General features: G+C 51.6%; 12 protein-coding genes. All 12 read left to right on the plus strand.

Annotation, left to right across the window (positions count from 1 at the left end):
* Positions 1 to 107 precede the first annotated feature (107 nt).
* The 12 genes from LA360_RS29840 (at position 108) to LA360_RS25810 (ending at position 22154) form a co-directional block, all read left to right on the plus strand.
* Positions 108 to 6017 carry a phage tail tape measure protein gene (locus LA360_RS29840; RefSeq protein ID WP_112483360.1) on the plus strand — a complete coding sequence of 1970 codons (5910 nt, stop codon included), beginning with the start codon at positions 108 to 110 and terminating at the stop codon, positions 6015 to 6017.
* 14 nt (positions 6018 to 6031) lie between these two features.
* Positions 6032 to 6808 (plus strand): hypothetical protein, encoded by a 777-nt coding sequence (locus LA360_RS25760; protein WP_112483358.1) that lies wholly within the window; start codon positions 6032 to 6034, stop codon positions 6806 to 6808.
* 46 nt (positions 6809 to 6854) lie between these two features.
* Positions 6855 to 8765, plus strand: coding sequence for a phage tail spike protein (locus LA360_RS25765; RefSeq protein WP_146774993.1), 1911 nt, complete (start codon positions 6855 to 6857; stop codon positions 8763 to 8765).
* Positions 8765 to 9433, plus strand: coding sequence for a hypothetical protein (locus tag LA360_RS25770; protein WP_112483354.1), 669 nt, complete (start codon positions 8765 to 8767; stop codon positions 9431 to 9433). The genes LA360_RS25765 and LA360_RS25770 overlap by 1 nt, the downstream gene beginning before the upstream one ends.
* Positions 9434 to 9455: 22 nt before the next feature.
* Positions 9456 to 12761, plus strand: a complete 3306-nt coding sequence (locus LA360_RS25775; protein WP_112483352.1) for an SGNH/GDSL hydrolase family protein — start codon at positions 9456 to 9458, stop codon at positions 12759 to 12761.
* A gap of 129 nt (positions 12762 to 12890) precedes the next feature.
* Positions 12891 to 13304, plus strand: a complete 414-nt coding sequence (locus tag LA360_RS25780) for a phage holin family protein (protein WP_112483349.1) — start codon at positions 12891 to 12893, stop codon at positions 13302 to 13304.
* A 53-nt stretch (positions 13305 to 13357) separates the two neighbouring features.
* Positions 13358 to 14056: a LysM peptidoglycan-binding domain-containing protein gene (locus tag LA360_RS25785; RefSeq protein ID WP_112483347.1), complete on the plus strand. Its 699-nt coding sequence runs from the start codon at positions 13358 to 13360 to the stop codon at positions 14054 to 14056.
* A gap of 70 nt (positions 14057 to 14126) precedes the next feature.
* Positions 14127 to 15590, plus strand: coding sequence for a glucosaminidase domain-containing protein (locus LA360_RS25790; protein WP_112483345.1), 1464 nt, complete (start codon positions 14127 to 14129; stop codon positions 15588 to 15590).
* A gap of 517 nt (positions 15591 to 16107) precedes the next feature.
* Positions 16108 to 18120, plus strand: a complete 2013-nt coding sequence (locus tag LA360_RS25795) for a recombinase family protein (RefSeq protein ID WP_160116382.1) — start codon at positions 16108 to 16110, stop codon at positions 18118 to 18120.
* Between the two features lie 36 nt (positions 18121 to 18156).
* Positions 18157 to 20457, plus strand: a complete 2301-nt coding sequence (locus LA360_RS25800; protein WP_112483341.1) for a recombinase family protein — start codon at positions 18157 to 18159, stop codon at positions 20455 to 20457.
* A gap of 229 nt (positions 20458 to 20686) precedes the next feature.
* Positions 20687 to 21076, plus strand: coding sequence for a hypothetical protein (locus tag LA360_RS25805; RefSeq protein ID WP_112483339.1), 390 nt, complete (start codon positions 20687 to 20689; stop codon positions 21074 to 21076).
* A 109-nt stretch (positions 21077 to 21185) separates the two neighbouring features.
* Positions 21186 to 22154 carry an Rpn family recombination-promoting nuclease/putative transposase gene (locus tag LA360_RS25810; RefSeq protein WP_112483337.1) on the plus strand — a complete coding sequence of 323 codons (969 nt, stop codon included), beginning with the start codon at positions 21186 to 21188 and terminating at the stop codon, positions 22152 to 22154.
* Positions 22155 to 22231: the final 77 nt, after the last annotated feature.

Below are 22231 nucleotides of genomic sequence, written 5' to 3' on the forward strand. Positions count from 1 at the left end.
ATCAACCCTGCTGGTGAAAGCTGGCAGGGTATTTTTATACCCATTTTTAGCCTGTCTGCTCCGTGCAGATGGGCTTTTTTCATGCCGGCAAGGAGGTGGTTACACAAATGGCATCCAGAATCCAGGGCATCACCGTTGAGATCGGCGGCGATACCACAAAGCTCTCCAAAGCACTGGAAAGTGTAAACAAGTCAATCAAGGGGACGCAGTCCGGACTGAAGGATGTCAACAAACTCCTGAAACTGGACCCTTCCAATACAGAACTGGTCGTCCAGAAGCAGAAGATGCTGAAGGATGCCATTGAAGCTACCAAGGAAAAGCTGGCAACTCTGAAAACTGCCGCACAGCAGGCCAATGAGCAGCTTGCCAACGGTGAAATCACCCAGCAGCAGTACGATGCCCTTCAGCGTGAGATCGTGGAGACCGAACAGAATCTGCGATCCTTACAGGACCAAGCGGCGACCACGAATGCGACGCTTGCCAAGATCGATGAAGCCGGAGAAAAGCTCCAGAACATAGGATCTTCTGTGGAAAATGTCGGCAAGAAGTTCCTGCCGGTGACTACCGCCGTAACGGGTCTTGGCACTGCCGCAGTGAAGACGGCAGCAGATTTCGATTCCGAGATGAGCAAGGTCTCTGCCATTTCCGGTGCGACCGGGGATGACTTTGACCAGCTCCGTGCGAAAGCCCGTGAGATGGGTGCGAAGACCAAGTTCTCTGCATCTGAGGCAGCTTCGGCGATGGAATACATGGCCATGGCTGGATGGAAGACCTCCGACATGCTGAACGGCATCGAGGGTATCATGAACCTCGCGGCGGCTTCGGGTGAAGACCTCGCCACGACTTCGGATATTGTCACTGATGCCCTCACAGCTTTCGGCTTATCTGCTGCGGATTCCGGGCATTTTGCAGATATCCTTGCAGCTGCTTCTTCCAATGCGAACACCAATGTCTCCATGATGGGCGAGACGTTCAAGTACTGTGCGCCTATTGCTGGTGCGCTGGGGTTTTCGGCAGAAGATACCGCAGAAGCCATCGGACTTATGGCAAACAGTGGTATCAAGGCTTCGCAGGCTGGTACTTCCCTTCGTACCATCATGAACAACCTTTCCGGCGAAGTGACCTTTGTTGGTAAAAACATCGGTGAGGTCACGATTGCGACCAGCAACGCAGATGGCAGTATGAGGAGCCTGAACGATATCCTTGCGGACTGCCGTGTGGCATTCTCCGGACTGTCGGAATCTGAGAAGGCAGCCAATGCGGAGGCACTGGTCGGCAAGAATGCGATGTCCGGCTTCCTTGCCCTGATGAATTCCAGCCAGCCGGATATCGATAAATTAAGCAGTGCCATTGAAAACTGCGATGGCGCATCCGAGAGCATGGCAGAGACCATGCAGGACAATTTAAATGGTCAGCTCACCATACTGAAATCTCAGCTGGAGGAGCTGGCTATTTCTTTTGGCGATATCCTGATGCCGACCATCCGCAAGATCGTATCTGCCGTGCAACAGTTCGTGGACAAGCTCAACAGCATGGATGAAAGCACCAGGGAAACGATCATCAAGATCGGGCTCCTAGCGGCATCCATCGGTCCACTGCTCATTGTGCTTGGCAAGACCATATCGACTGTCGGCACAGTGATGCGAGGGTTCAGTTCTCTTGCAAAGGGTGTCCGGCTTCTTATCACCCATGTGGGCAGTGCCAGCGGTGTGTTCAGCAAGCTGGGTGTGGTTCTGGGTGGCCTGTCCGGACCGGTCGTAGCAGTAGTGGCGGTCATCGGCACGCTGGTGGCAGCATTCATGAACCTTTGGAACACAAATGAAGAGTTCCGTACTGCCATTACCGGCATCTGGAACGACATTGTTTCCAAGGTGAAAGGATTCTGCGACCAGCTGACACAGCGGATCAATGGGCTTGGCTTTGACTTTAAGGATGTCACTGAGGTACTGAAAGCAGTCTGGGATGGCTTCTGTCAGGTGCTTGCACCGCTGTTTGAGGGAGCATTCCAGAATATTGCCACCATCCTAGGTGTCGTTCTGGATACACTGCTCGGTCTATTCGACGTCTTTTCCAATGTGTTCTCCGGCAACTGGAGCGGTGCATGGGAAGCAGTGAAAGGCATCTTCTCCAGCATCTGGGAAGGTGTGAAGTCCGTATTCTCCACGACTCTTACCGCACTAAAGAGCGCACTGGATATGTTCCTTGGTCTGTTTGGTACGGACTGGCAGACGGTCTGGGGCAGTATCAAGAGCTTCTTCGAGACCGTGTGGAGTGGAATCAGCAGCTTCTTTTCAAATACAGTTTCTGCTATCCAGAGTGTGGCAACGACTGTATTTACAGCAGTGTCTGGATTTTTTACTACCGTCCTTACGAGTATTCAGACGACCTTCAGCACCATCTGGACTGCCATTTCCACAGCAGTTTCTTCTGTGCTGAATACGATCCATACCACGGTGACAACTGTGTGGACGGCGATCTCGACCGCAATCTCTACGGTCATGAACACCATCAGCACCACGATCACTACAGTGTGGAACGGAATCTACAACACCATCAAGCCTTTGCTGGATGCGTTCAAATATCTGTTTGAGACCATCTGGCAGGCAATACAGATCCTGATCGGCGCAGCACTGACCGCGATCCAGACGAAGATCACTTCCATCTGGAACGCTATCGTTGCATTTGTGACTCCGATCCTGACTGGATTGCAGACGACTTTCTCTACGGTTTGGTCGGCAATCAAGACGGCTATCTCTACTGTACTGACTGCGATCCAGACTGCAGTGACGACGGTGTGGAATGCCATTGTATCCTTCCTGTCTCCGCTGCTGACTGGCATCCAGACCCGAATGAGTATGGCATGGAATGCGGTCAAGACGGTCATCTCGACGGTCCTTTCTGCGATCCAGTCCACGGTTTCTTCCATCTGGAGCGCCATCGGCAGCAAGATATCCGGTGTGATAAATGGCATCAAATCGGTGGTTTCTTCCGGCTGGAATGCCATGAAATCCACGGTATCGTCCCTCAGTAACAGCATCAAGAGTGCGGCGACGACAGCTTTTAACTCGATGAAATCTGGGATTTCCTCTACGATTTCCGGTATCAAAAACACCATCACGAACGGCTTTAACAGTGCAGTCTCCTTTATCAAGGGGCTGGCTGGACAGGCATTTTCGTGGGGCTCTGACATGATCGGCAACATTGTGTCCGGTATCCAGTCGAGAATTCAGGATGTGGCAAGTGCCGTATCGGGAGTGGCGGACCGTATCCGTTCCTTCCTGCACTTCTCCGTGCCGGACGAAGGACCGTTGGCGGATATGGAAAGCTGGATGCCGGACTTCATGCAGGGATTGGCAAACGGCATCACGACCAACACCGGTCTTGTGACTGCGGCGGCAGAGAACCTGTCCACCACGCTGTCTACCTCCATTACCAACTCCATGAGGGGAGTAGAGCAGGCATACAGTAAGAGCTGGGCAGCCATCAGCCAGACGGTGAAAACCGGAACGGTAGGTGTAAGTGCCGCGATGAGATCCGCATGGAGTTCCATTACGACCAGTACCACAAGCACATGGAACAGTATCAAGACCACCATCCAGAACAGCTTCTCGGCGGTGAAATCCAATGTGACCTCTGCGACAGCAGCAGTGAAAACATCCATGACCAGTGCATGGAATGCGGTGAAGTCGTTGACAACGACCAGCTGGAACGGAATTAAAACGGTCATTACCACAGCGTGGAACGGAATCAAGTCCCTTACCACTTCGGCGACCGCATCTGTAAAATCTTCCATGACCAGCGCATGGAACGCAGTGAAAACTCTGACAAGCACCAGCTGGAATGGTATCAAAACAGTCATCACGACTGCATGGAACAGCATCAAGAGTCTTACAACTTCCTCTGTATCCGCAGTTCGCAGTACGGTCACGAGCGGCTGGAACACACTGAAATCCACTACGACCTCTGCTTTCAACAGCATCAAGTCCACGGTGTCTTCGGCAATGTCCAGCCTGCGCAGCACGGTTTCTTCCGGTGTCGCAAGTATCAGGAGCAGCTTTAACTCGCTCGGTTCGATTGCTTCTTCAGCATACCGCTGGGGCGCAGATATCTGTTCCCAGATGGCGGCAGGTGTCCGGGCAGCAGCCGGTTCCGTGATCGCAGCGGCAGAAAATGTCGCAAGCAGGGTCAGAAGTCTGCTGCATTTCTCTGTGCCGGACGAAGGACCTCTGTCCGATGCAGACACCTATATGCCGGACTTCATGAAGCTGCTGGCAACCGGCATTAAGAAAAATGTCAAGTCAGTGGTGAAAGCCGTGCAGGGACTTGCCGGGTCTATGAGCAGCAACCTCACGACCCCGGTAGATTCTCTGGGCGACTGGATGGATTCCGTGGTCGGCAGTTTTGCTACCACGATCAAGAGAAGCCAGAGCGGTATCGGCAGTGCTGCAAAGGATGTGGGCAGCGGTATCCAGTCCCAGCTGATGTCCGGACTTTCCGGGCTGAAGACACAGTTCCAGCAGCTCTGGACAGACCTGCAGGGCATCACCAAAACTGCAGTCGGCGGCATGAGCGATGAGGTGAAGCAGGGCTTTGCGGATATGAAGGATTCCATTGGTGAACTGAGTTCTCAGACCAGTTCCCTTGGAAATGCGATCCGCAGCCTTGGCGATACCTTCAACTCGGATTTTCTAAAGAGTCTGGGCAATGGCATCAGTAAAGTCGGTGACACGGTCAATACGGTCACCGGTCTTGTGGACAAGCTCGGCTCCATGAAGAATACCATCGGAAACCTCGGAAGTACGTTGCAGAACCTCGGCAATGTTCTTGGCTCCGAAAACGGAGGCGGTCTGCTGTCCAACCTCGGCAGTTTCCTGTCGAAGATCGGCAGCGCAGATGGCGGTCAGATTGTGTCGAACTTTGGCAACCTGATCTCCGGGCTGACCTCCAAAATGGGTGGTCTGGGAGAGGGAATCTCCGGCATCATCTCGAAGCTGGGAAGCCTTGGTTCCAGCGGTGGGGGAATCCTGTCGAATCTGGACGGGCTGCTTTCCAGTGTAGTGTCGAAGATCGGTGGCTTAGGCGGCAGTCTTTCCGGCATCGTATCGTCTATTGGTTCTTCGCTGGGCGGTATTGCCGGGACAGTCGGCACAACGCTTTCCGGTCTGCTCGGTTCTGTGGGTACGACCGTATCCGGTCTGGCTGCTGGCGCAGGTACAGCCCTTGCAGGGGTAGCAAGCTCCGCAGGTGGTTTCCTCGCATCCGCAGGTACAGCACTTGCTGGCCTGGCGGGTCCTGCAGGTATCGCAGTGGCAGCCGTTGGCGGCATCGGTCTTGGACTGACCGCTCTCTGGAAAAACTGCGATGGATTCCGGGAAGGAGTCACGAATATCTGGAACAAGGTCACTTCGGTATTCTCGAATGGAGTAAACGCCATTAAGAATGGTATTTCCAATGCGGCTTCTGCCATCGGCAACGTGGCATCGTCCATCTGGGGCGGTATCAAGAACGTGGCTTCCTCGGCAGTCAGCTGGGGCAAGGACATCGTTGGCGGCATTGCAGGAGGCATCAAAAAGGGTGTGAGCTGGGTCGGCAGTGCGGTCAAGAGTGTGGCAAGTGGTATCCGTTCGTTCCTGCACTTCTCGGTGCCGGATGAGGGGCCGTTGGCAGATGCGGACACCTATATGCCCGACTTCATGAAGCTGCTTTCCGGCGGCATCAAGAAAGGCGAGGGTGGACTGATCAGCCAGATCAGGTCGATGGCAGCAAAGGTGCAGCAGGGTATGGAGGGTATCAGTTCCTTCATCCTGCCAGAACTGACCTTGCCGCACTTCGATGGCTCTAGCTGGAACTTCCCGCAGGCAGCTCTGGCCGGAGGCGGTACCACCCGGACGACCAACCTTGGCGGTGTGTATATCACGGTCAATGGCTATAACGCTCGGAACGACGATGAACTCGCACAGACCGTTGCCGATAAGATCAACGGCATGATCCACGAGGATGATTCAGTCTTCAAGTAAAGGAGGAGATGCGTATGGGCTACAACACCCCAAAGCAGACAGTATCACAGTTTCAGTTAAAAGGCAGATACGCCAGACAGTATCTGTCCTTTGCAGGGAAGTCCAGCAAAGATTTCCTTTTATATTTGTCTGGTCCCGGTGTGTATGATTCCCCGGCTGCGGATGTGGAGAGTACCTCCGTACCCGGCAGGAACGGGGACATCATCACCGAGAATGCAAGGACAGGAAGACGCAGATATCAGAACGTGGATATCAAGTATAAGGCATTTTTCTTCAACGGTCTGCCAGCCAAGACAGCAGCGGTCAAGGCATGGCTGTTATCTCCGATCGGGTATCAGAAATTGCAGGACACCTACGACCCGGATTTCTTCCGGATGGCAGTCTGCAAGGACGCCCTGGAATTCGATGTGACAGCCCAGAAAGCCGCTGAGATGGAGCTGACCTTCAACTGTAAGCCCCAGCGGTGGAGCGTGGACGGGCAGAGGGCGATTCGGCTGGACAGCAGATCAACTTTGAAGAACCCATTTGCATTTCCGGCGCAGCCTATCTTCAAGGTCTACGGAGATTCTGGCGGTGAGCTGTATGTGGGTGAGGAGAAGATCACCATCCACAGCATCAAGGACTATGTGCTGCTCAATTGTGAGACGCACAATGCTTACAACGCTTCTGGTTTTTGCAATGAGACCATTCTTTCGGATGATTTCCCGGAACTGCCAGAGGGCAAGACACAGATCACTTGGACAGGCGGTATCACAGCGGTGGAGGTGACTCCACGTTGGTGGACGCTTTAAGAGGGAGGTGCAGCCAGTGATCCCATGTTTATATGATTCTAGAGAAATGAAATTCGGCCATAACGGCATCGGAAAGCTGGCAGATGCACAGTCCTGTACGGTGACCGAAAAGAGAAACGGAAGCTATGAACTGAAACTCATCTGCCCGGCAGATGGCATCCATGCAGAGATGCTGGAAGAGGGGAACATCATCCTTGCCAAGCCATCGGACACGATGCAGAGCCAGCCATTCCGCATTTATAAGATCACGACCCCGATAGATGGAAAGCTGGAAGTGCAGGCTCGGCACATTTCCTACCAGCTGAACTTCATCACAGTTTCCCCGTTCTCAGTGACTGGGTGTGTGGGAGCAATGCAGGGGCTGAAAAGCCACGCTGCTTCTGACTGCCCTTTCGATGTCTGGACGGATGTGGAATCCAGTGCAACCTTTACGCTGGGAGTTCCATCCTCCTTCCGAAACTGCCTTGGAGGTATGGCCGGGTCAGTTCTGGACGTTTTTGGCGGTGAATTCGAGTGGAACCGGTATACGGTCAAGTTCTATAAGACAAGAGGTGCTGACCATAACGTCCACATCATCTACGGTAAGAACCTGACGGATTTCAAGATGGAAAAATCCATCGAGAACACGATCACAGGTGTGCATCCGTACTGGGTAGACAACGAAACGCAGGCGGTCATGGAACTGCCGGAGAAGGTGGTGTTGCAAAGCAAACGGTCAGTTCCTTACCAGAAGATTACCGCGCTGGACTGTACCAGTAATTTTCAGGAAAAGCCGAGCGAAGCGGCACTCCGGGAATACGCACAGAACTATATCGACACCACGGACTTAACGGAGCCGGAAATCGACATCAAGATCGACTTTTTGCAGCTTTGGAATACGCCGGGATATGAAGACATCGTGGAAGCAGAGCGAGTCTCCCTTTGCGATACGGTCCATGTGTTTATCTCAAAGCTGGGAATCGAAGTCAGTTCCAAAGTCACGGAAACCGAGTATGATGCGCTGCTGGAACGCTATAACAGCATTACGCTGTCGAACTCCACAGTCAGCAGCCGGAATTCTTCTCTGACCGGTTCGCTCAATAGCATCCGGAATACAGCAACGATTGCCTATGATACGGCAGTCCGTGCGGAGACAGCAGTGGGAGAGCAGGTCGGTGGGATTACAGCATCCATTATTTATGACGGTGCGCTTTTTGCTGCGCTGTTTGGACTGCATTATAAAAATGAAACTGACAGTAAGGGAAATACGACCCGGTATGCATTCAATGCGGCGACTTTGAAACAGTCAACGGTCGCATGGAAGAACAGCGCTGCCGGGTTGTTTGTATCCACGGATGGCGGTAAGACGTGGGGATATGGCTGGGAGGCGGATGACACCGCAGTCAGGACAGCGATCCTACTGGAACAGACCCTCAAAGAACTGGATGACCGCTATAAGAAAGCCACGGAGCTTTCCGAGGAGTTGCTGAAAGAACTGGATGAGAGGTACAAAACAGCGGCTGCTATCTCTGCCGAACTTCAGAAAACACTCGACCAGCGGTACGAAACTGCCAAAAAGCTTTCCAAAGAGTTGTATGAGGAACTGGATAAGCGGTATGGCACCTTTACGGAAATCCCAGAAGATCTGCAGAAGGAGTTGGATGAGAGATACAGCGTGGCGAAGAAGCTGTCGGAAGATGTCGAAAAAGAACTGGATAAAAAGTACCAGCCGAGTATCCCGGTATCGGAAAACGCACCGGAGACCCCGGCAGCAGATACGCTCTGGGTCGATAAGAAAAACCGGCGGTTCAAGCTCTGGGATGGAGAACAGTGGCAAACCATCGGCTATGAGCCGGAGCAGCCAACGGAACCGACTACGCCGACAGAGCCGGAAAACCCGGACACCGAAGAAAAAGATAATGGGGGCAAAGAAGAAACAGATGACAAGAAGACCGATCCGGAAGGAGGGAGCGCGTAATGATCACAAGCATTTATCAGGAAGTGGAACTGTCGCTGACGGAAAATCTCATTCCAGTGACAGTTCCGGTCAAGCAGTATGACAACAGGGCACGGAAGGTCAGATGTGTCTTGTATAACAACTCGGTGCAGTATTCCGTGCCGCAGGACTGCATTGTTGCCTGCTCCGGCACCAGACCGGACGGCACGATCTTTCATTACACCAGCGAGACGGCGTCCGACCTTGTGTTTGTTGAAAATGGGGCGGTCGTCTTTACGATCACGACCTTCATGACCGCACAGGCCGGGTGGTTTCCGCTGGATGTTGTTATGCTCAGCACAGCGGGGGATGTCCTTGGTTCGTTTTCCCTCACATTGAAGGTGGAGCGGGCAGCCATCAACAACGGCAAGATCGCCACTTATACCTACGCCGGTGTTGTGGAAGCCATCCGCAAGGGACTGCTGGAAGTGTATATCACGGACGATGGCTATTTTGCCGTTGTGTCGGAGGATGGATTGGGATTTAGTGACAAGTCGGAATCCAGCACCATCCAGAAATTCATCGAGAATCTTTTGAACTGTACGGTTACGGATGACGGCTATCTTGCTTTCACCACCGAAGACGGTCTGAAGCTCATCTTTTCAATGGATGGTGACGGGCGGCTGATCGTAGAATTTGCAAACGGCTGATACAGCCGGGAAAGGGGAAATTATGTCGGAATATATCGGAAACCGAATCGTCCCTCGCCATGATGGTGTCTGGGACAAAGTAAAAGAGTACGAGCCTCTTACGATTGTGTATGAGGAATCCACAGGCGACAGCTATATGAGCCGGAAACCTGTGCCGGCCGGAACGCTTTTGTCCCAGGAGGAATACTGGGCGATGTGTTCCCGGTTCTCTGAGCAGATGGCTCTGTACCGTCAGAATACGGCAGAAGAAGTGGAGCAGTTCCGTAAGGATACTGCGGCAGATGTAGAGCAGCTTCGTACAGATACTGCATCAGATGTGGCAGCCCTGCGCAAGATGACCGCGCAGGATGTGGCGGATATCACCCAGAAGGTCGATGCCGCAAACAGTGCGGTTGCGGCCAGTAAGTCCGAGATGGATAAGACTGCAGAAACGCTGAAAGCCCAGATCAATGCCAATGTCAAGGCATCTACAGACAAAAATGCCAACTATGCACAGGAGCTGGTAGATGCCCGTGTGGATGATGAGGGAAAGACTTATCCCACAGCCGGTGACAATATCCGTGCCATCGGCAGGGTGCGTTCCATGCAGAATATCATGAAGAACTGGGTGATCAAAAATGGTTACGCAAACCAGAACGGCAACCTTGTAGCTTCGGAAAGCTGGCGCGTGGCGCACATGGTCCCGGTCAGCGGTGATGCGATTCTGGTGGACGGTCAGTTCGGCTATATGAGCGGCCGGGATGACTACAGCAACGTGGTCTGCTATGACATGGACCGCAAATTCCTCGGCGGCTGTTTCCGGGCAGAGAGCGGCAAGGTCTATGACAACTATGTGATCACATTGCTTCCGAATACCCGATTTATCTCTGTCACCACCAATGAAAAGCTGTTCTCGAAGCTCTCTGTTTACCTTTATGACAACATGCTCCCGCTGAGATTGCTGTCAAATTACGCAACAGGCTGGCAGTGGATGAACGGCAGCGTGGATATCAGGTTCACGGGCAGCAAGGTGACGGTCACATTCCCGGCGGGAAAGAGTGTATATGTCTGCCGCCGTACAAACGGTGCACAGTATGAGCAGACGAAACTGGTGGCGGAAAACAGTATTTCGGCTGACTTTGCAGTGGTGGGAAAATGGTGGGCGATCTATTATGATGGCGCGGAGGCATCCGCAGACGAGACGGGAGAAAAGACAGAAGTCCCTGTCATTAAGGTGGAAAATACAAGCGGCGATAGCTGGGGCGATCTATTCACAAAGGGCCGCTTTGTGTTTGCGGTCTTTTTTGACTGGAATGTGGTGTATGCAGCTCCTTCAAGCAGCGGTACAGTCATCAATGGGATCGATTATGGCAATCCAGCCAAGATTGCGAATACTGCGATGACATGGCATAAGTACCGTTCAGCAAAGATGTTCCTTGCTACAGGCCAGTTTGCGATCGATAGGGTCAACCGCACCATTCAGGTCACGAAGCGTATCCTGGCGGTGGTTGATAACGGTGCTTACCTCTGGATCAGTGTCAGCGAGGAGCCGGTGCCGATGTTGGATAGTACGGAAGCGGAAAAGCATCACATGCTGATCCTTGCCTATGACTCGTCCATAGATCAGATCAATCTTTACAACACTGCACAGTTCCGGGCATTGGGAGTAAATGGCTACTATATCGCCGCATGGTATGAAAACCATTTCTGGTATCCGCACATGGGTTCCTCTTTCAGCATTGTGCTGGATGGGACGACTTATAAGGCTGGTGAGCTGTTCGATGAAGAGCGGCGTGATTCTTATATCGAGAAGAAGTATGAGAGCCGCTTCCAGCAGCTCCGCACGGATCTTGCCGGTAAGGATTCCCGCCATATGTATCTGGCAAGCGGCGGTATTACCATTGACCAGGATGCTGGTACGATCCAGGTCAGTACCAAGTGTCTGGGTGTTCCGGATACGTTCAACTTTGAATGGATCACTGCAGGCGATCCGGTAGAGATGGCATTCAATACGCCGAGTCCGTCTTTCGGCATGCCGATGCGCATTCTCGCTTATGACTCTGGTACGAAAACCATCAATCTGTACGACACCAGCCTGTTCCGAAAGCTGGGCACGGATGGGTTCTATATTGCAAGCTGGTATCTGAACAAGCTGTATAATCCGCACATCCACCCGGATGTGAAGTTCATTGTGGGCGGTAAGGAATACAAAGCGGGTGATCTCTTCGCAGATAACGCGGCATCTTTCATCCCGAAGCGTATCACGGATTATGTGCAGAAAGCCATTACTCCGGCTGTAGAGGATGACATCGTGACCCCGTCCCACTGGGACTGCATGGAGGGCCGCCAGCTTTCCATCTTCTTTGACTGTCTTTCCCGACACGATGGCAAGGAAAATCTGTATGTGCTCGCCAGAGGCACGAATGCACCGAGCCTGACCCGGAACGAGTATTGCATGAACTACACGCCGACGAAGGACAGTACGGATTTTGCACTGACCGTCCGCCGTCTGGATGAAGATGACTGCCATACGGTATCGTCCAAACCTGTCCAGGTCAGGGTCCACCATAAGCTGAAGGACAAGCTCACGAAGAATATCTGCATCTGTGGAGACTCTCTCGTGGACAATGGTTCTGTGGCAACGGAAGTGTATCGTCTGCTGGCAGAGGATAATGACTGCGTGATCCACCAGCTGGGAACGAGAGGACCATCTGGCGGCAAGCACGAAGGACGCGGTAGCTGGACCTTTGCCCGGTATCTGGCAGACACGGATTACGCCGGCAAAACGAATGCGTTCTGGGACAAGATCAAAGGCCGTCTGGATTTCCAGAAATACTGCGAGACCAACGGCTACGAGGGTATCGACTACTTCCTGATCGCACTTGGCACCAATGATGTGTCGCAGGGCACTACTCTGTACCGCACGGAAGCAGAGGTGCAGAAGTTCGTGGATCAGGCAAAACAGTTCATTGATGCGCTGTTGGATAAGGAGACGGGCTTCCCGAACTGCAAGATCGGTATCGGTCTTTGTGGTCCCGGCTCGGATTATTCTTTTCAGTGCGGTTCCAGCATGGGTATCTTCCATATGAGTATCAACACGCTGAATCTTGCACTGATCAAGGCATTTGATGCTGGCAAGTACCACAAGAACGTGACCTGTTTTGCCCACGGACTTCGCACTGACCGCCGTCTGGCATTTCCGTATTCGGACAAGCCGGTGACGAACCGGTTCACGGAAACCAGCCGGACGCTGACCAACAGCATCCATCCGTCCGGAAGAGGTTATCAGGCATGGGCAGACGGCTATTACTGCCAGATCCGTGCGTGGCTGACGGAAGACAGCAAATAAATTTCCACCGTCCCTGACAGACATACCTCCCAAATGCCTGTGAAACGGTGTTCATTATAGAAGGAGTATACACAAGGCGGCATCGACCGTCTATTTTTATGCCCGGATTGGGCAGGAAAGGACAAGATTATGCAGAATGTGATCGACAAGATTGAATGGATGTTCGCAGGTCTGGGTGGTTTCCTGGGCTGGTTCTTTGGCGGGTTTGACGGCTTCCTGTATGCACTGGTGGTGTTCGTGGTCTGTGACTACTTCACCGGGGTGCTGGCAGCAGCCATCAAGCATGAACTTTCTTCTGAAGTTGGTTTTAAGGGCATCGCCAAGAAGGTGTGCATCTTTGTGCTGGTTGGGATCGCCAACATCATTGACACACAGATCCTCCAGAATGGAGCCGCCATCCGTACAGCGGTGGTGTTTTTCTATTTGGCGAATGAAGGCCTGAGCTGCCTCGAAAACGCAGCCGTTATCAGTCTTCCGGTGCCGGAGAAGCTCAAGGAGATGCTGGCACAGCTGAAGGCAGAAAAAGAGAATAAGGACGATTGATCAATGGGGAGAGGTGTAACAGCCTCTCCCTCAAATTTTAGGAGGAATGAACCATGAGTAAGAAAGAGTATCCCGCAAAACTGACGACCGGTTATTACCGTGTGCGAGAAGTCTGGGAAGATGAGGCATCCCAGTTTGGCGCATACCGTCTGCTTGCGAATGCAAAAGCCAAGTGTGATGAGAACCCCGGCAGCCGTGTGTTCGACAATGACGGTAACGTGATCTATCCGGAAGAGGCTGTACCGGATACTGGCGCAGATGAGAGTGAAGAGAAAGCAGTCGTGGATGATATCCCGGAAGAAAAGCCGGAAACCACAGCCCCTGTGGAAGATACCCCGGCGGAGAAAGAAGCTGAAGTGGATGAGAACGAGTTCCCGACTGCGGAGGAGCTTCCGGCGACCATTGCCTATGGCAAGCTCAAGACCCTCATGAACATCCGCAAGAAGCCGAGTCTGGAGGCGGAGGTCGTAGCGGTCTATAAGAAGAACGCCCTTGTGGAAGTGGTGCAGTTCTGTGATGGCTGGCTGAAGATCAAGTGTGCCGAAGCAGAGGCCGGTGTGGCTTATGTCCTGAACAGTGCGGACACCTATGCGTTCACAGCAGGCAGGATCTATACCGTTGTTCCCGGTGATAATCTCTGGAAGATCGCGGATAAGGAACTGGGGAGCGGCAGCCGCTGCGCAGATATCCGTGTGATGAATGGCCTGACTTCCAACGCCATCCGGGTCGGCATGAAACTGCTGATCCCGTAACAACAGAATAACCACAGCACGAGGTTCAGAGTGATCTGGGTCTCGATTTTTTTAGAAGGAGGAAATCATTATGGGATATACCAATAGTCCACTCGTTGTTTACACCAAGCTCTCCCCGAACCATTCCGGGCAGAGGACACACAGCATCGACCGTATCACACCGCATTGTGTGGTCGGCCAGCTTTCTGCGGAGAGCATCTGCGGATGCTTCACCAGCACAAGCCGTCAGGCAAGCTGCAACTACGGCATTGGTACGGACGGTCGTGTGTCGCTTTGTGTCGAGGAAAAGAACCGCAGCTGGTGTTCGTCCAGCAATGCCAATGACCAGAGGGCTGTCACCATCGAATGTGCCAGCGACATGAATGAGCCGTATGCCATGAACAGTGCGGTATATAACTCGCTTATCAAACTCTGTACCGACATCTGTCAGCGTAATGGTAAGAAGAAGCTCCTCTGGCTTGGGGATAAGAACAAAACGCTCAATTACACCCCGGCAGCGGATGAGATGGTACTGACCGTTCACCGCTGGTTTGCCGTTAAGTCGTGTCCAGGAGACTGGCTGTATGCCCGTCTGGGTGATCTGGCCGCAAAAGTAACTGCCGCACTGGGCGGTTCATCCTCATCCGGTATGCAGGCGACTTCGCTGAAGAATCTCACCGAAGCAGAAGCAGTTGCAAAGATTGGTCCGCTGTTTACTGCGAACCAGAAAACCAGTGGCATCCTTGCCTGTGTGTCGATGGCGCAGTTCATTCTGGAGTCCGGATACGGTAAGAGCGAATTGGCGCAGAATGCCAACAACTGCTTTGGCATGAAGACCTCGCTGTCCGGGAACAGCTGGAGCGGCAGCAGTTGGGACGGCAAGTCCGTCTACACCAAGAAAACGCAGGAGCAGAATGCGGATGGCTCGATGGTTACGATTACCGCTGACTTCCGCAAGTACGCTTGTGTGGAGGACTCCATTGCCGACCATGCGGCGTATCTGCTTGGTGCGATGAACGGCAACAAGAAACGCTACGAAGGTCTGGCTGGCTGCACCGATTACAAGAAGGCTGCTCAGATCATCAAGGATGGCGGGTATGCGACCAGTCACACCTATGTGCAGAACCTCTGCAATATCATCGAGCGTTGGAATCTGACACAGTACAATGCCGCCGCTTCCAGCACTACGATTTCCGGCTGGTACCGTGTGCGTAAGAGCTGGCAGAGTGCGGCTTCCCAGAAAGGTGCATTCCGCGACCTTGCCTATGCAAAGCAGTGTGCGGATCAGAATCCGGGCTACTTTGTGTTCGACCCTGATGGCAAGGCAGTCTATCCGGAGCAGAAGTCTTCTGTGCCGTATGCAGTCCGTGTGTCCATCAACGACCTTAATATCCGCAAAGGTCCGGGTACGAACTATGCGAAGACCGGTTATTACACCGGCAAGGGCGTGTTCACCATCGTGGCAGAATCCGCTGGTGCTGGTTCCACGAAAGGTTGGGGCAAGCTGAAATCCGGCGCAGGCTGGGTCGCACTTGATTATTGCACCCGTATCTAAAGCAGTCCCCGTCCTCCTTGGGCGGGGCGTACATATGGTGCAGATAAGACAATAATCCACCAGATTATTCTCCGTCTTTCTGCGCCGAAATTACTTGATAATATCACGAAACAGAGGGAATATGTGACTGCCCAAAGAGAAGAAAAAGGGCAGGAAAGGAGCGAAAACTATGAGTGCTGGTACGGATTTCCTTGCAAATTTGCAGAAAGCGACTGTGAAGAATACAGTGCAGCAGAAACAGCAAAAGAGAGTGAATGCATCCGCTGTGGATGTATCGGCTTTACTGGAAGCCGCTCTCAGGCAGAAGAAACCTACAGAAGCTGTGGCAGATGTTCGTCAAAGTGCGGATGTCGTCACAGCTTCTTTTTTACCACCAACTGACACGCATCAAGGCAAGTCTACTCAACAAAAGCCGAAAAGCGTATCAGATAAAAAACAATCGACCTCAAAATCAAAAGACATCGTGGATGCTGGTATTACAGCACTTATCCAGAAAGCTCTGGATGCTAAAAAGGTCATGGAAGAGCCAGACATTGCAGAGCGACTGCAGGCCAGCAGGGAGAGCGAGTTTTCAAGACTCTTCATACCGGAAGAACCACAGGAGAACAAATTTATTTCGACGGCGGCATTCCGCGCTACGAAAAAGAAAGTGGGAACCCTGAATGTGGCGGCTTACATCCGCGTCTCTACGGACATGAGTGATCAGGAAAACTCCTACGAAACGCAGGAAAAATATTTTAACCAGCTGATTGAAAGCAATCCAGAATGGAATGCGGTTGGTGTGTATTCCGATTATGGCATCTCTGGTACTTCCAAGGAAAAGAGAACCGGATTCCGCAGACTGATGCGTCATTGTAAAGACGGGAAAATCGACCGCATTGTTTGTAAGTCCATTTCTCGATTTGCTCGAAACACGGCCGACTTCATGAGTGCACTGGATACCCTGCATGACTGCGGAGTGACGATTCTGTTTGAGAAAGAAAATCTGGATACGGCAGACCCGACCAGCGACTTCATTCTTACGACACTGGCCGCTATTGCGCAGGAAGAAAGCCGCAGCATTTCCGGTAATATCCGGCTGGGTCAGAAGATGCGATTCCCGAAAGGGGAAGTTCCAAACAAGATCATGTATGGATACCGCTACAACGGGAAGAAGGTCACCTCCGAGAGTGGATATGAATATAAGGACATCGAGATTGTGGAGGAAGAAGCTAAGGTCGTCCGGCGCATTTTCAATGAAGTCGTGGAAGGCAAAGCCTATACGGAAATCGCAAGAGGACTGAATCTGGATAAGATTCCTGCTCCGGAAACAGATGCGGTGAGGGCCAGAAAGCGCAATTCCAAGAAAGGACAGCTCAACAGTGACTTACAGGATGGATGGACGGGAGGGCATATTACAAGAATCGTCCGTGCCGAGCGGTACATGGGAGCAGTCCTCATCCAAAAGAAGTTTACTCCGGATTACCTGACCCATGAAGTTCGGGATAACAAAGGGGAAGTCCCACAGTATTTTGTCCGGAACCATCATCCGGCAATCATTGATGAGGAATTGTTTCAGAAAGCGCAGGAGGTCGTAAAGATAAACAGCGAACTGTATAACAGGACAAGATTTCCCAAGAAGCCGAGAGCGTTTTCCCAAAGGCTCATCTGTGGGGAATGCGGTCGGTTCTTCCATGTGACGAATGCGAACAACAATCCGATTTGGAGATGTCCTACGAGCAGCCAGACCACAGGAAAGTGCATCTGCCATGCGGAAAAAGTGTACGAGGAACAGGTTGTCCGCGCATTCCGCAAGGCGATTCTGGAGAGATTCCGGCTGACCATAAAGCCCATCCACGACAATGTGGCTGTGGCAGATATCATGAGCGGCCGCTTCAAAGAGCAGTATGACAATTTCACGCCGGAAGCGGATTCCTTTGTGAGCCAGATGATTGCGAGATTGGAAAGCATCCAGAAGCTGGACTTCATGGAACGTGACCGTGCTTTTTATAAGAAACAGATTGCCGCTGTCCACGCCAGCATGGAAAGTGCCAATAAAAAGATTCGGCTTCTGAAGAGTCAGGTGGATGTGATGCAGACCCGTTTGGAAATTCTCGGAGATGAGATGATTGATCCCGCGTCTATTGAGGAAAAGAAAAAGCTCATTGGGAAGCTGGAGCAGGATGTTCAGAAAGACACGGACACGGAGCAGAAGCTAACTGAACAGCTCGACTACATGGAAAACTACTGGGAAGAACTGGAGAGTGACTATGAACGCAGGGAGAAAGCAATTGAGTGGATGAAGAATCTCCCGGCGGGTCGGGATGGTACGGTGGATTTCTTAAATGAAGTGACCGAAGAACACTGCAAGGCGTTCATCCTTTCTATCACCATCCATTCGCCGTTGAAGTTTACGGTCCACTGGTTCGACGACACCAAGACCGAGGTACAGATGGATTCCAATATTGAAGATTACCGCAATACCGCCAGCTACTACGACGGTCATACCATGCGAGATGGCAGCCAGCGGAAACGGTATGTGAAAAAATAAGAGCCAGTCATAAGACTGGCAGAAAGGGGTAAGATTATGACAAGACAAAAAGTGGATGTGATTCCGGCCAGTGTGCGGTCGGTGCAGAACGGTGGGCAGTTGAAAAGCCAGACCAACATCCGTGTGGCGGCCTACTGCCGTGTTTCCACGGGAGATGAAAGCCAGCAGACTTCTTACACGACCCAGAAGGCATTTTATAAAGACCTCATTACTCGGAAGCCTGGTTGGATTTTTGCAGGCATTTATGCGGATGAGGCAAAGTCTGGTACCAACCGAGAGCATCGTGAGGAATTCAACCGCATGATGAAGGATGCGATGGATGGCAAGCTGGACTACATTGTTACGAAGTCCATTTCCCGATTCGCCCGAAACACCATTGATTCCCTGACCTGTACCCGTGAGCTTCGACAGCTGAAGCCGCCTGTGGGTATCTATTTCGAGAAGGAGAACATCGACACGCTGGATGCCAAAGGTGAGCTTATCCTGACAATTCTTTCTGCCCTGGCACAGGATGAGAGCCGTTCCATTTCGGACAACATCCGTTGGAGTATTCAGAAGAATTTCCAGGCAGGCATCCCGCATATCAATTTGAAACGGATGTTGGGGTATGAACTGGGACCTAACCAGCAGTGGGTTATTGTGCCGGAGCAGGCAGAGATCGTCCGGTACATTTTCGACCGCTTTGTGAAAGGGCAAACGGCGAATAAAATCGCACGGGAACTGAATCAGATGGAGAAGTTTACGGTCAATGGAAAGAAGTGGAGTGCAAGCACGATTATGATTGTACTGCGGAATGAGAAATATGTGGGCGACCTTGAGATGCAGAAGACCATCACCAAAGACTTCCTGACCCACCGTTCCAGTATCAACAAGGGTGAAGCACCCCGTTACTATGTAAAGAACCATCATGTCGGTATCATTGACCGCGTGACGTGGGATAAGGTACAGACGATGCTGTTCGAGAAGCCTAGGACGGACATGACCAAAGGTCCAGGCAGGAAGAAAATAAAGACGATCAAGGGTTCTCCTTTTGGGAATCTGCGCTGCGGTGCGATTCTGGAGAATGGACCGGATGCAGGAAAGCCCTGCAGTGAGGGATTCTTCCGAGTGACCTACACGGGTGTGGCAAACGGTTATACCGATGAGCGGAGCCTTAAAGCAACCGGGGATGATACCGGAGAGTATCTGGAAAAGTATACTTATTCCTACCCAGTCTGGCGGTGCAAGCGGAAAGTCGGAGAACGGGACGGTGAGCCGCCGAAAAATGGCACTCCCGATCAGAAAATGTACAGCCGAAGCAAGAAAGGCTGTATGTCGGATGAGGAAAAGGAAGCCGCGGACAAGCGTTGCCCATCAGAACTTTATCACGAGTGTGCATTGGAGCAGAGCTTTATGGAACTGCTCTACAGCATGAAGCGGGATTACGAACAGCACGGTGACGCTTCCATGATCGTGACCATGTTCGATAATGCCTATGAGCAGGCCGTCCGGCTGGCAAACAACAGCAGCATCTCGGTGCAGAGGATGGCAACGGTGGAGAATCAAATTAAAGAGATGGAAGAACGCTTGCAGGATGCTATCAGCCATCAGGTGGCGGCACTTCGGGAAGCCGCGCTGGAACAGAGTGCGGAACTGAATGAAGCTCTTTCCAACGGCGAGGTGACCATTGATGATATCGATTTGGACATCCGAAGCGGACTGACACCGGGCAGTATTGGAGTGAGCTTCTATGGGACAGAAACGGAGGAAGGCTCGGAAGCACAGATTTATACAGAACTTGTGAATGACCTGCAGGAACACTTGCAGACACTCCGGCAGGAACAGCAGACTATCGAGCAGGAGCAGGGCGTTCTAGCCATTATGAAAAAGAACTTTGAATACTTCATCGCCTGCCTGAAAGAACTGCCGGATGCCAATGCCAGCGGAATGCCGCTGAAAGTTAATGGGTTGGATGTGCAGGGAAGCCTGATGCGAGATGCCGATGGCAACACCATCGAAGGGCGGAAGTACGCCATCACCAGAGGAAAGCTCAAGGTGACGCCGGAGCGAATCGCAGAAGCACCGGATATGCTCCACTTTGAAAAGGGCATTTACTGCGCCTTTATCGAGAGCGGAGTTTTGCAGGGGGATGTGGCAACTTACAAGACGAACTTCGGTGTGACACTGACCTCAAAAGGCAACCGCAGGACGCTCACCAGCTTTATGGGCTATAAGCGGAGCGACCTGAACGGCAATGTGGTTTTTATTGACGCCCCTTACAAAGTGTATGGATTCAGCGTTCAGTATAGGCGGTATCTGACGACTGCAGCAAAGCGTGAGAGAGAAGAAGCAGTATGATGTAATAGGAAAGAGTACCCTGTCGGATGTGGCTTTTGTGACTGCATCTGGCAGGGCTTTTTTTGTTTGTGGGGGTAGTATTGTTTTTTGTCTGGTCTTTTTATCTGTCTGGTCTTTTTTACCTGTGGGGATTGCTATGTGCAGAGTTCTGTTATATGTTGTGGGTGGCGAGAAATACACATAGCAGAAGAAAAAACATAACAGAAAACATAGCAAGGGAGAACCGAGAATGAAAAATATAGCAGAGATGCAGGCAGAAGAATATGGAACGACAGCGGCGGAAATCGTGGTGGCAGGAGCTATGAAGCTGTACCTACAGAACATGGAACCGAGAGAAGCAGTGAGAAAGGTGGCTGCTGTGTACGAGCCGAAGGTGATCCGGCTTGACAGCGGCGAAGCTGTGCCAGTGCAAAGCATTATTGATGGTGCAAAGTACGCGGCTTTCATCGACGAGGCGGTGACGTTTGCTGCGCAGGAGATGAGGGAGCGCGGGGATGATGTAGCAGGTAGAGTTGTAGAGGGACTGAAAACTGTGGACGGAAAACACATGGCCGAGACTGCCAGTGTGGAGCTTATGAGTTTTATCGAAGATGCGTACCTGTGTCTGAAAAGGCGGTAAAAATTGCCGGAAAGATCACAGAAGAACGCTTGATAAACGGGCGGCTTTATGGTAACATGAAAATAGAATAGGAGCAGTGTATGCTCCTACGAGAAAGGCGGTGAGACCGATGGGCTTGATAGATGGCGTTACAAAGGACTATATACGAGATAATACCGTATTTGCAGATGCATTTAACTACTTCCTGTATGGTGGCGAAGCTATTATTGACCCAGAAAGTCTTGTTGAGATGGATTCAACGGAACTTGCAGTACCGTACTATTTCGATGAGAAAAAGGGAATGCAGACCGAATCAGCACAGAAATACAGGGATGCACTAAAATCTACAACGGTCATGTATAACGATAAAGCAACATATATGATTTTGGGTGTAGAGAACCAGACCGATATCAACTATGCGATGCCGGTGAAGAACATTGTGTATGATGTACTTCAGTACGGAAGGCAGGTAACGGATCTTGCAAGGAAACACAAAAAAGAGCATCCGGGAAAACAATCAAAAGAGGAGTTTTTATCTGGTATATATAAAGAAGACAGATTAACACCGGTGATCACGTTGGTAATTCATTTCGGTGATAGCGAGTGGGATGGGCCGATGTCTTTAAGAGAGATGATGGCTACAACCGATGAGAAAATTCTTTCCTATGTGCCAGATTATAAAATCAACCTGCTTGAACCAGCGCGAATGACCCCAGAGGAGATGGGAAAGTTCCAATCTACGCTGAGAGAGGTCTTCAGATTTATCAAATTCTCTAAGGATGGCGAAAAGTTAGATGAATACCTGCAATCTGAGGAGCGTTTGAAGCATCTCGATGTTAGCGCAGCAAAGGTGATTAAGGTAAGCACAAATTCTAAATTTGACATTCCAGAAGGAGCGGAGGTGGTTGATGTGTGCCAGGCAGAACGAGAATTGCTTAAGGGAGCAGAGGACAAGGGCATTGACATTGGTGAACTTAGAGCGACAGTGAAGTATTATAAGAAGGGCAAGATTTCCATTGAGGAAGCGGCTCAGGATTTGCACATGACTGTGGAAGAGTTCACAGAAAAAATGAACCAAATTCCGGCAGAGGCAGTATAAAAACACACTAAACAGCCTGCTTACGCACTATGTAAAATCTTACATGGTTCGTAGGCGGGCTTCTTTTTTTGCCTTAT

Origin of the sequence: Enterocloster clostridioformis (assembly GCF_020297485.1) — a bacterium.
Lineage (GTDB): Bacteria > Bacillota > Clostridia > Lachnospirales > Lachnospiraceae > Enterocloster > Enterocloster clostridioformis.

What these genes read in the sequence shown, in the direction of transcription:
- LA360_RS29840 (WP_112483360.1), top strand. Translation starts at nt 108, where the DNA reads ATGGCATCCAGAATCCAGGGCATCACCGTTGAGATCGGCGGCGATACC.
- LA360_RS25760 (WP_112483358.1), top strand. Translation starts at nt 6,032, where the DNA reads ATGGGCTACAACACCCCAAAGCAGACAGTATCACAGTTTCAGTTAAAA.
- LA360_RS25765 (WP_146774993.1), top strand. Translation starts at nt 6,855, where the DNA reads ATGAAATTCGGCCATAACGGCATCGGAAAGCTGGCAGATGCACAGTCC.
- LA360_RS25770 (WP_112483354.1), top strand. Translation starts at nt 8,765, where the DNA reads ATGATCACAAGCATTTATCAGGAAGTGGAACTGTCGCTGACGGAAAAT.
- LA360_RS25775 (WP_112483352.1), top strand. Translation starts at nt 9,456, where the DNA reads ATGTCGGAATATATCGGAAACCGAATCGTCCCTCGCCATGATGGTGTC.
- LA360_RS25780 (WP_112483349.1), top strand. Translation starts at nt 12,891, where the DNA reads ATGCAGAATGTGATCGACAAGATTGAATGGATGTTCGCAGGTCTGGGT.
- LA360_RS25785 (WP_112483347.1), top strand. Translation starts at nt 13,358, where the DNA reads ATGAGTAAGAAAGAGTATCCCGCAAAACTGACGACCGGTTATTACCGT.
- LA360_RS25790 (WP_112483345.1), top strand. Translation starts at nt 14,127, where the DNA reads ATGGGATATACCAATAGTCCACTCGTTGTTTACACCAAGCTCTCCCCG.
- LA360_RS25795 (WP_160116382.1), top strand. Translation starts at nt 16,108, where the DNA reads ATGGAAGAGCCAGACATTGCAGAGCGACTGCAGGCCAGCAGGGAGAGC.
- LA360_RS25800 (WP_112483341.1), top strand. Translation starts at nt 18,157, where the DNA reads ATGACAAGACAAAAAGTGGATGTGATTCCGGCCAGTGTGCGGTCGGTG.
- LA360_RS25805 (WP_112483339.1), top strand. Translation starts at nt 20,687, where the DNA reads ATGAAAAATATAGCAGAGATGCAGGCAGAAGAATATGGAACGACAGCG.
- LA360_RS25810 (WP_112483337.1), top strand. Translation starts at nt 21,186, where the DNA reads ATGGGCTTGATAGATGGCGTTACAAAGGACTATATACGAGATAATACC.